The organism is Cyanobacteriota bacterium, assembly GCA_025054735.1.
Classification (GTDB): Bacteria; Cyanobacteriota; Cyanobacteriia; order SKYG9; family SKYG9; genus SKYG9.
The window spans coordinates 1-9,198 of record JANWZG010000132.1; the positions used below are offsets into that span (position 1 = coordinate 1).

At 48.5% G+C, this 9,198-nt stretch carries 8 protein-coding genes; 4 read left to right on the forward strand and 4 right to left on the reverse strand.

Annotated features, from left to right (window positions below):
- Both NZ772_08145 and NZ772_08150 read right to left on the reverse strand, forming a co-directional pair.
- Nucleotides 1–640, reverse strand: a 640-nt coding sequence (locus NZ772_08145) for a DUF928 domain-containing protein (GenBank protein ID MCS6813526.1), incomplete at its 3' end; no start/stop codon positions are given.
- Between the two features lie 177 nt (nt 641–817).
- Nucleotides 818–1,522: a DUF928 domain-containing protein gene (locus NZ772_08150; protein ID MCS6813527.1), complete on the reverse strand. Its 705-nt coding sequence runs from the start codon at nt 1,520–1,522 to the stop codon at nt 818–820.
- Nucleotides 1,523–1,812: 290 nt separating this feature from the next.
- On the opposite strand from NZ772_08150, the gene NZ772_08155 reads away from it, so the two are divergent.
- Nucleotides 1,813–1,947, forward strand: coding sequence for a hypothetical protein (locus tag NZ772_08155; protein ID MCS6813528.1), 135 nt, complete (start codon nt 1,813–1,815; stop codon nt 1,945–1,947).
- 319 nt (nt 1,948–2,266) lie between these two features.
- Here NZ772_08155 and NZ772_08160 read toward each other — a convergent pair whose 3' ends face one another.
- Nucleotides 2,267–4,315 carry an adenylate/guanylate cyclase domain-containing protein gene (locus NZ772_08160; GenBank protein ID MCS6813529.1) on the reverse strand — a complete coding sequence of 683 codons (2,049 nt, stop codon included), beginning with the start codon at nt 4,313–4,315 and terminating at the stop codon, nt 2,267–2,269.
- Nucleotides 4,316–4,508: 193 nt separating this feature from the next.
- The gene (locus tag NZ772_08165) at nt 4,509–6,344 is read right to left on the reverse strand and encodes a protein phosphatase 2C domain-containing protein (protein MCS6813530.1); all 1,836 of its coding nucleotides are present in this window, start codon (nt 6,342–6,344) and stop codon (nt 4,509–4,511) included.
- A 166-nt stretch (nt 6,345–6,510) separates the two neighbouring features.
- Between NZ772_08165 and NZ772_08170 the strand changes: the two genes are divergently transcribed.
- The 3 genes from NZ772_08170 to NZ772_08180 form a co-directional block, all read left to right on the forward strand.
- Entirely contained in the window at nt 6,511–6,951 is a 441-nt protein-coding gene (locus NZ772_08170; protein MCS6813531.1) for an NfeD family protein, read from the forward strand.
- A gap of 119 nt (nt 6,952–7,070) precedes the next feature.
- Nucleotides 7,071–8,024: an SPFH/Band 7/PHB domain protein gene (locus NZ772_08175; protein MCS6813532.1), complete on the forward strand. Its 954-nt coding sequence runs from the start codon at nt 7,071–7,073 to the stop codon at nt 8,022–8,024.
- 121 nt (nt 8,025–8,145) lie between these two features.
- Nucleotides 8,146–9,198, forward strand: a 1,053-nt coding sequence (locus NZ772_08180; protein ID MCS6813533.1) for a bifunctional oligoribonuclease/PAP phosphatase NrnA, incomplete at its 3' end; no start/stop codon positions are given.

The window sequence follows — 9,198 nt, forward strand, 5'->3', positions numbered from 1 at the left end:
TCGTTAAGCTAGTCAGGGTTTCATGCCAAATTCCTTGAGCAGCATAGAGTGCAGGAAGATCCCGCTCGTTTGAGCTTCTTACCTTTTCTTGGAAACCTCGTGGAGGATTCACACGCTGCACGAATCCCTGAACTCGTAAATCCCCACTGCGATCGCTTGGATCTAGAGGATTATTACACAATAAAGTTAGCGTCCAGTAATAGGTTTTACCAACCTCTAAGCCTGTCCTCGGTATCCGAACGGAGCCATCATTCGGTAGTTGGAAACTTGCAATGCCAGGAGCGTTTACGAGAGACAACGTTGTGCGATAGAGTTCTTGACCTCGGTAGCGATCGTACAGCACAAACTGTGCAGCAGATGCCTTGCTCTGGGGTAGATACCAGAAAAATGTTGGGTAACCCTCTAAGGTCACACCAAGCTGAGACTCAGGAATCACAGGCAACAATGGCACTGACTGCGCTCCACCAACCATGCAGGTGCTCCTTGTACCAGCACCTTCACGCCGCCCTGGAATGCCAATACCGCTGAACCCATTTGCTAGCACTAAAGGTGCTCCACCAGTCAATACAGCGCAGCCAATAGCGATCGACACCGTAGACAAGCGTCGCCATCTATTGCTATTACCAGTTACTGTAGCCATAGAGATGCTCTAACCCTCCAACCCTGCTTCACAGCTAGGTACAAATATGTAGAAACATATACAAACATGCCAAAGTATGTAGCACGCCTAGCTCATCAGACTGGTTGCCAACTACTTTCTTGCTAACCACGTTGCTAACCACATAGTACGCCATCTGACTGTGGGTTGTCGCCTCTCTCATCGAGTTGCATTGACTTGGCAACAGGTACTTAATGGATCCTTAGCAATCACCCCTAGATTAGCAGCATCAAGTACTCTAGCCCAGTCAGCTTGTAGCTCCCGATCGTTTGGTCGTTCCCGCCGTAGCTGGTATAGAGACTCTAAAGTATCAAACCAAATGCCTGCTTCAGCATAGAGCTGAGGGCGTTGGTCAGGTGTGGCGCGGGCAATCTTAGCTCTTAGGGCTGCATCATCCTTGCGCTCAATCCAACCATAGCGGCGAATAGTTGCTGTTGGATCACTAGGATCACAGATGAGGTCAAACTTCCACTTATAGAGCTTTCCTGCCTTCAAAGGTTTCACAGCAGAGTTATTAGGCATACGGATGTTAATAATGCCTGCTTCACCGGCAACCTCATAGCTCGTCTTAAACACCTCTTTGTCGTCCTCGTCAGTTAGGGCAAACTGCACCAAGCGGGCGTTGTTCCTGGGTAGATAGAAGAAAAAGCTAGGATGCTCAGATAGGGTGTAGCCCTCATTTGTAGGCGGTGTAAGGGCCAGCACAGACAACGCCGACCCATTAGGGTTCTTGCGACCTTGTGCATCTTGATATACACAAACATCACGAGTGCCAGCACCCTCTCGACGGCCCGGCAGACCTCGGCTAGGGGGCGAGTTAAAGGCTGTACCAGCGGCTACCAGCTCTGGAATACCAGTAGCCATCACACCAACACATAATGCCAGTGACACCTTTAGTAACAGTTTTCGAGTTGTATTAGCGTACATAGTGAACCTATTCCTCTGGGGTGAAATCTAGATAGAATTTGGGCAGTTACTTTAGTGCTGATAGCAATGAAAACATGTTGCTGGTAGTCTTGCTAGAAGCGACAGTGACCTGTCAGGCATGATTTGACATGGGTTTTAGATCACTGCTTAGATGACACATGACGCAACCTAGGACTAAATAGCTAATCCGTTATTGTCCTCATGAGGACAATAATTGCATTTCCGCCATGAGAACCTCTGGTAAGGCCGTCATGATGGTGTTAGAAAATGATTATCTCCTAGAGGGGAATACAGATGCATCGGTTACCATTTCGGAAACTGCCCTGCCTTGGTTAGTTAAAGCAAACGGCCCTGATAATTAGGTAAATGCTTGAACCCATACCAATTCTCCAAACTATTGAACACATCTCGTGATTGCAACTTCCTTTCCCTGTTTGGGAGGGGAATCTGAGACAAGGGCTGTGTCAAGTCTTCAACGCGATAATCTTCAACGCGATAATTGGTGTCAAAGCAGTCTCTACAGCATAAACCCGATACGTACTCCCCAAAAATATGTCTAAGAGCCACATCATCTCATTTCTATAGTAGGACGATGACTCGCTGAAAAAGTTCTATGAGTAACGAATTTGTAATCGGCACAGTAGCTATGATGGGGCTACTTCAGGAGGCTAGTCGTAGAATTTACATCGGCAAACTCGGCCTTATATCCGTGTCTGAGTCTAATCGCTCTGAACTGACTAAGGGTGCAGGCATAGTGGGTATTACGTCGCTCAGTAGTGGCGAACTGGGTTCCGATCGCTTCAGCACGCGATAGACATTTACCTCTTTATGTTTTCCTTTGAGAGACATTGGCCCCCAAGGTTGCACATCATACTCACCTTGAATGTAGTCATAGGTTTCTTGGGCAATTAAAATTCGGCAAGTGTCTTCTTGGCGATCCTTCGCACAGCTCTCTAGGCGTGATGCAATGTTAACACTGTCGCCAATGACACCATATTCCATTCGCTCCTTGCCCCCAATGCTGCCAGCCACGACTAGCCCTGTGTAGATACCAGCTCGGATATTCACCGTCGGTAGCTTACGTGCAGCCCAGTCTTTGTTCAACAATTTGAGTCGTTCTCCCATTGCTAGTGCCGCATTGACAGCACGGCGGGCATCCTCAGCTATCTCTTCCTTCTTGACACGAGGAATAGGTACGCCAAAAATAGCCATTACCCCGTCGCCAATAAACTTGTTAACAATGCCATGCTGAGCTTGAATTTCTTGGGTCATTGCTGACAGGTATTCATTTAGCCAGACTAGTAACTCTTGGGGAGCCATCTGTTCAGAGATAGTGCTGAAGTCTTTAATATCAGTAAACAGCATGGTGGCAGTCATGGCTTGCCCTGGCAACATACCAGCTTCTAAGAGACTAGCACGTGAGTCCCACAAGGCGTTAGCAATTTCTGGAGAAGTATTTTGCCCCAATAGGGTCATCACCATTTGCTGCTGGCGTTGTGCCTGTTGGGCACGATAGGTAATGACTACGCTGCTGGTAAGAATAGTAGCTAGGGCAGGCGCTACGATCGGGATCCAACTGTGGTGGATAAAGCTGCCATACCCGATACCGACAATTACACCAACACTGGCTAATCCGCCCAGGGTTAGGAATAGCGGGTTGCGCAGTTGCCATGCCAATACACCACCTACTAAGGCAGTTCCACAAATCCAGAGAATTTCTAACCATTCTGGCCAGAACCAAAAGGGCGGGCGTTTACCACTGACAGCATCCAGAAACTGGCTGACCATCTGGGCATGAATTTCAACCCCATACATCTTGACACCTTCTTTGGCAGCCGCACTGTAGGGGGTAAAGAAGGAATCTTTTGTGCTAATCGAGGTGTTACCAATCAAGATAATTTTGCCCCTAACCGCCTCAGGGTTAACTTGGCGGTGCATCAACTGGGTCAGGGTCACCTGGGGTATTGAACGCTGAGCAGCACGATAATTGAGTAAGATTTGATAGCCAGCAGAGTCAATATTTTGGTAAGCGCCAGAGTTTGGCTTCAGGGATTGAAAGGTTGCTTTGCCCCAAGTCACCCGATCGGGCCTGCTTTCATCCTGCCGAGGGAAGAGGTTCTGTTGCCCCAGATGCAGAAGGGCAAGTTGCAGAGCAAAGGAATAGACACTGGTTTCATGTAGCTTCACCTCCAGTACACTGCGCCGAACAACCCCATCTGGATCAGTAACAACATCATTGAAACCAACTTGACTCGGAGAAATAGCAGCAGGTGCTGGAATGCCGATCGGATCCTCGGCGGAGGGAAGCTTAGTAATAGCAATAACATTGGAAGCAGTAAACTGCTTGGCTAGTTTAGCTGTACCAGGAGGCTGGGGTAAATCACGATAGATATCCACGCCGATCGCAGCTGGTTCGTAGTGCTGAAGTCGCTCTAGAGCCGTTGCCATAACCTCGTCAGTTAAGGTTGTCCCATAGCGTTTGATATCGTCTTCGGTGATTGCAACAATCAAGACACAAGGATCCTGCCCTAGATTAGGGCGAGCACGCACCATCTGGTCATAGACTTTTAGCTCTAGAGGTTGAAACAGCCCAAGATGGCGAATACCCAGAACCAGGCCTGCGATCGCAGCCGTAGATGTGGCTACAACGACCAGCCCAAACCAATCTAGTTTGGATAGCTGACGAGTCAGTTTATTAGACTGCAACTGACGAAAAAATGTTAAATTCACGAAGCCTCTGTGTATTCAGCTAACTGGTAGAGGAGATATGTGTGATTTTGACGATGCCAAAACCATAATCATTCTCTACCCACTCAGGGTTATGCCCTCCGGAGCACTCCGACTCCAAGTCGACTCAGGCAGCACCTATCCTTAATTTCCATACTAGCCGATAACGAGGGGGTGTCACCCCTCAGTCTGATGCTCAACGAGTTTTTGTAGGCAACACCCGCTCATGCCACTGCTGAAACCCAGACGAATCAAGCTGTGACCAAATCCATAGACCAGTTAGACCAAACCCTAGCAAAAATGCAACTATGCCTACTAACACAACTAGTCCTTGACGACTTATAGATTTTGGTCGTTTTTGAGAGACTGTACTTGCAGAGGAATCATCGTCTAAGAGAGCTTGGGATGCTTCTGTTAACGATACAGTAGGTACAGGCTGCGGTTGTTGCTCAGGACAGAAAAGTTGTAACTCACGACGGGAGGGACGCAACCGAAACACTATGAGAATAACAGAGACGTTATCGTGACCATTGCGTTGATTTGCCAGGTCAATTAACGATTGAACCGCTGTTTCTAGGGGCATTGTCCCTTTAAGAATTGGCCCTGCGTAGTCTTGCCAACAGGTTTCAACCCAATTGTTATCACTAAGACCATCGGAACATAACAAGAGAATGCCATCTTCTTCTACGATGTAGCGCTGAATCGTGGGTCGCAGGGAGTTGGCTTCACGTGTACCCACTGCCTGAGTCAGAATACCACCATCGCTGCGTCTGAGGGACTCATGGCGCAAACTGTAACCAACTCGGACATCACGGGCGGCAATATCGTCGTCGATCGTCAACTGATGACAATAATCCAAAGTCAACCAGTAGGCACGACTATCTCCTACATTGCACAGATAGAGTTCATGGGTGTTGAGCAGTTGTCCATCGACACCAGGGAGCATTGGTGGTGGCTGTACTGCCATCACTAAGGTAGTGCCCATGCGCTGACGCAGTTCTCGCCCTTGCTGATCATTTTGAGCAGCGATTTGATTATTCACAATCCGCACACAAGCATCTAACCGCCGATAGAACACATCTGGTGGCTGGATCTCAACTTGTTTAGTGACTTCTGACAGCAATGCTTGCACTAGCAACTTAATTGTCTGAACAGCCTGTTGACTAGCAACTTCACCACCCTCATGGCCACCCACACCATCACAGACAACGGCAAGATGACGCAGCAGTGGATCATTTCCATTAGACTGGATGTCTTGGAGAGTAGGATAGCAACTGTCTTCGTTATGGTTACGCTGGGGGCCTGGGTCTGATAGTCCTGCTAGCTCTACAAACAGTGGTAGCTGGGCAGCTTCTTCAATCAAGAGTTTATTGAGGTGCAGTCGCACATCTTCCAAGGAGACATCAGGCTGTTGCAAATCGTAACAAATTTTTGCAAGGCGCAATCGGATCGAGTCATGGGCTGTAGTACACCACCCCGACCACAGGCATCCCAAGTGTTGGAGGGTTGCTGGTTGCACATTTTCCGCAGGGGCAGTAACAGTGCTCAGAAGTTCTCGGAGTCGAATACGCCATCCCTCAACCCGCAAATTTTCTGGCTGTAGGAGACTAGCAGCTACACCTTGGGCTGCCAGCGGAGTCCACAAGTCAAGTATCTGCCATAGCCAATAGATTTGGCGCACGGGTGGCACTATCCCCCAGCGATCGAGAATTGCAGGCTGTAACTGCCCATTAGGCATGATAGGGCTATTGTCTAACAGCAAAATCTCAGCCTCTTCTGTGCCGTAGGGGTGCACGTAAATGCTGTAAACCTCTGGGATATGCAAGCGATAGCTGTAGAGCCGAGCATAGGGAAGTACAGTGTCAGGCAGCGCATCTGGCGACAGTGGTGGTGTGTCAGGGTTCATATCCTGCCAGATATGAGGAGCCGTTACCTGGTAGCGATCGTCTACCAGTGTCCCCACAGGGATAGTGGCAGCAATCTCGCCTGTTGCCCACAGATAACGTGTTGTTGGCAGCGTTGAACTGGTCATGAATTCCAAACCATCCTGATTCCGAAACACTCTGAAGCACTCTATTGTATCGATAGGTTAATGTATCGATTGGTTAATGCACGTAACGTTAAATCTCCTGATGCACAGCATCAAGTTATAACTGTAGAGTAAAGGCCGCCCGACTAATGGCTTTATCAAACGTAACATGTGGATGAATCCCACTTTATTCTGGGTATTAGTAGGTGCAGTGTTGTGTACCCTGGAAGTCTTTGTACCGACTGCTTTTGCTGAGGTAGCTCTAGGGGTTAGTGCATTTCTTGTAGCGTTAATCTCTTTGGTTTTACCACAGTTTGGACTGCAAGTGGCGCTGTGGATGATTGTTTCAATTGTGTTTGTTATACTGGCGCGCCATTTTATCAAGCCATCCCGTCGTCCTCAGCAGAGTTTAGATGCAATCGAAGCCACAACCTTGACCGAAATATTACCGGGAAAGGGAGGGCGAGTTCTGTACGAAGGAAATTCTTGGCAAGCACTGTGTGAGGATGAGACGATGACGATCGCCTCAGACCAGCCCGTGTATGTTACAGGCCGACGGGGCACAACACTACTGGTGATGCCCATGAAAGTGATAAAAGATAGTGGCTAGCATGGGGCTAACTCCGTGTGGGGAACGGATTGTAATGGTGCCCAGATTGGGTTTACCTAGCATGGGTTGAGAGTAGCGCTAACAACGATTGAAAACTAACGCTGTAGAGGATTAACCCTATGAATGGTCAATTTTTACTATTTTTGGCATTGGTACTTGGAGGTGGCAGCATTGCTAGCTCAGTCCGGATTATCAACCAGGGCAGTGAAGCTCTTGTCGAGCGGCTAGGAAGCTATGAGAGAAAGTTGACCCATGGTTTAAATATTGTGGTGCCCATTCTTGATCGCATCGTCTTTCAAGAAACCATCCGAGAAAAGGTGCTAGATATTCAGCCACAGCCTTGTATCACCCGTGACAATGTATCCATCACTGTAGATGCGGTAGTCTACTGGCGAATTGTGGATATGCAAAAGGCCTACTACAAGGTAGAAAATCTGCGAGCAGCTATGGTCAACCTTGTATTAACTCAAATCCGGGCAGAAATGGGCAAGCTGGAATTAGATGAAACCTTTACTGCTCGTGATCAAATTAACAGCATTCTATTACAGGATTTGGATAAGGCAACGGATCCCTGGGGCGTGAAAGTAACCCGTGTGGAGTTACGAGATATTGTGCCTGCCAAAGCCGTTCAAGATGCCATGGAGTTGCAAATGTCGGCTGAACGCAAGCGACGGGCAGCGATTTTGACTTCGGAAGGAGAGCGGGAAGCAGCAATTAATTCGGCTAAGGGACAGGCAGAGTCACAGGTATTGGCCGCAGAGGCACGGCAAAAGGCTGTGATTTTGGAAGCAGAGGCTCAGCAAAAAAGCTTAGTGCTGAAGGCCCAGGCTGAACGGCAACAGCAGGTGTTAAAGGCTCAGGCAACTGCAGAGGCACTCCAGATTATTGGCAAGACCTTGGAGAGTGACCCACGAGCACGGGAAGCATTGCAATTCCTAATGGCACAACAGTACCTAGAGGTAGGTATGAATATTGGCAGCAGCAGCAGTAGCAAGGTGATGTTTATGGATCCGCGTAGTATTCCTGCTACGATCGAAAGCATGAAAGCAATCGTAGGCGAACAACCATCCTAGAATAGTGCTCTAGGCTCAAGATATCCGTTCGAGCATTGCAACTCTGCTTAGGGTCATGCACTGTGAACCCCTATCGACGGTCAACTTGTAGCTATCCATCTGTTCCAATCATTAGCAGTCTATGCCAACTGATTCTGTCTATTCGTCGTTGGAGTCAACAACTGGCCTACCAGCACCAACACCTGACACTGCACAGGAGTCTGTATTTGCATACCCAGGTTTGGAATATCCAAACAACCGACCACCCGTGTCAACGTCTACGGTACAACGTGCCTATGAGCAGAAGGTAGGGCTTCTCAAGCAAACCTTAGACAACCATCGAGGCGATCGGCATCTGATTGTGCTTCAGGACTTTCCTGATCCCGATGCCCTAGCCTGCGCATGGGCTTATAAGTTGATCGCTGAAACCTATGATATTGACTGCGAAATTATCTATGCAGGCACCCTGAGTCATCAAGAAAATGTAGCACTAGTGCGGTTAACAAGCTTGCCTGTGCAACGCTGGGCAATGTCTGATGTGCGGACAAAACAGCTTTCTGCCTACCAGGGCTATGTCCTGATTGATAACCAAGGCACAACTAGTCAGCTCTTGCCATTGTTACGGGAGGCTGGGTTGCCCGCGATCGCAGTCATCGACCATCACAGTCCCCAAGGGAAGTTAGATGCTGAATTTGTAGATATTCGCCCTAATGCTAGGGCAACAACAGTAATTTTTGCCCAGTATCTGCAAGCGGGTTTGTTGCCATTTGATAGTGGTAACACGCAGCATGTTCGTTGTGCTACAGCCCTGATGCATGGCCTGAGGTCAGATACCAATGCCTTGCGTCAAGCACGAGAAGAGGAGTTTTTAGCAGCCGCTTTTCTCAGTCGTTTCTATGACCCCCAATTGTTGGATGCTGTGTTGCAGTCAGCCCGATCGCGACGGGTGATGGATGTGATTGCCAGAGCCTTACAAAACCGCATTCTTCAGAACAATTTTTCCATTGCTGGCGTGGGCTATTTGCTGTATGACGATCGGGATGCCATTCCCCAAGCTGCTGATTTTCTGGTAACTGAGGATAACGTTCACACAGCCCTTGTCTACGGCATTGTGCATGATCAAGATGAAGAATTAGAACTGGTAGTTGGTTCGTTACGCACAACACGCTTGACGTTGGATCCTGATGAATTTCTT

Coding starts and splice junctions, on each gene's coding strand:
- NZ772_08150 (MCS6813527.1), bottom strand. CDS start 1,522: ATGGCTACTGGTATTCCAGAGCTGGTAGCCGCTGGTACAGCCTTTAAC.
- NZ772_08155 (MCS6813528.1), top strand. CDS start 1,813: ATGAGAACCTCTGGTAAGGCCGTCATGATGGTGTTAGAAAATGATTAT.
- NZ772_08165 (MCS6813530.1), bottom strand. CDS start 6,344: ATGACCAGTTCAACGCTGCCAACAACACGTTATCTGTGGGCAACAGGC.
- NZ772_08170 (MCS6813531.1), top strand. CDS start 6,511: ATGTGGATGAATCCCACTTTATTCTGGGTATTAGTAGGTGCAGTGTTG.
- NZ772_08175 (MCS6813532.1), top strand. CDS start 7,071: ATGAATGGTCAATTTTTACTATTTTTGGCATTGGTACTTGGAGGTGGC.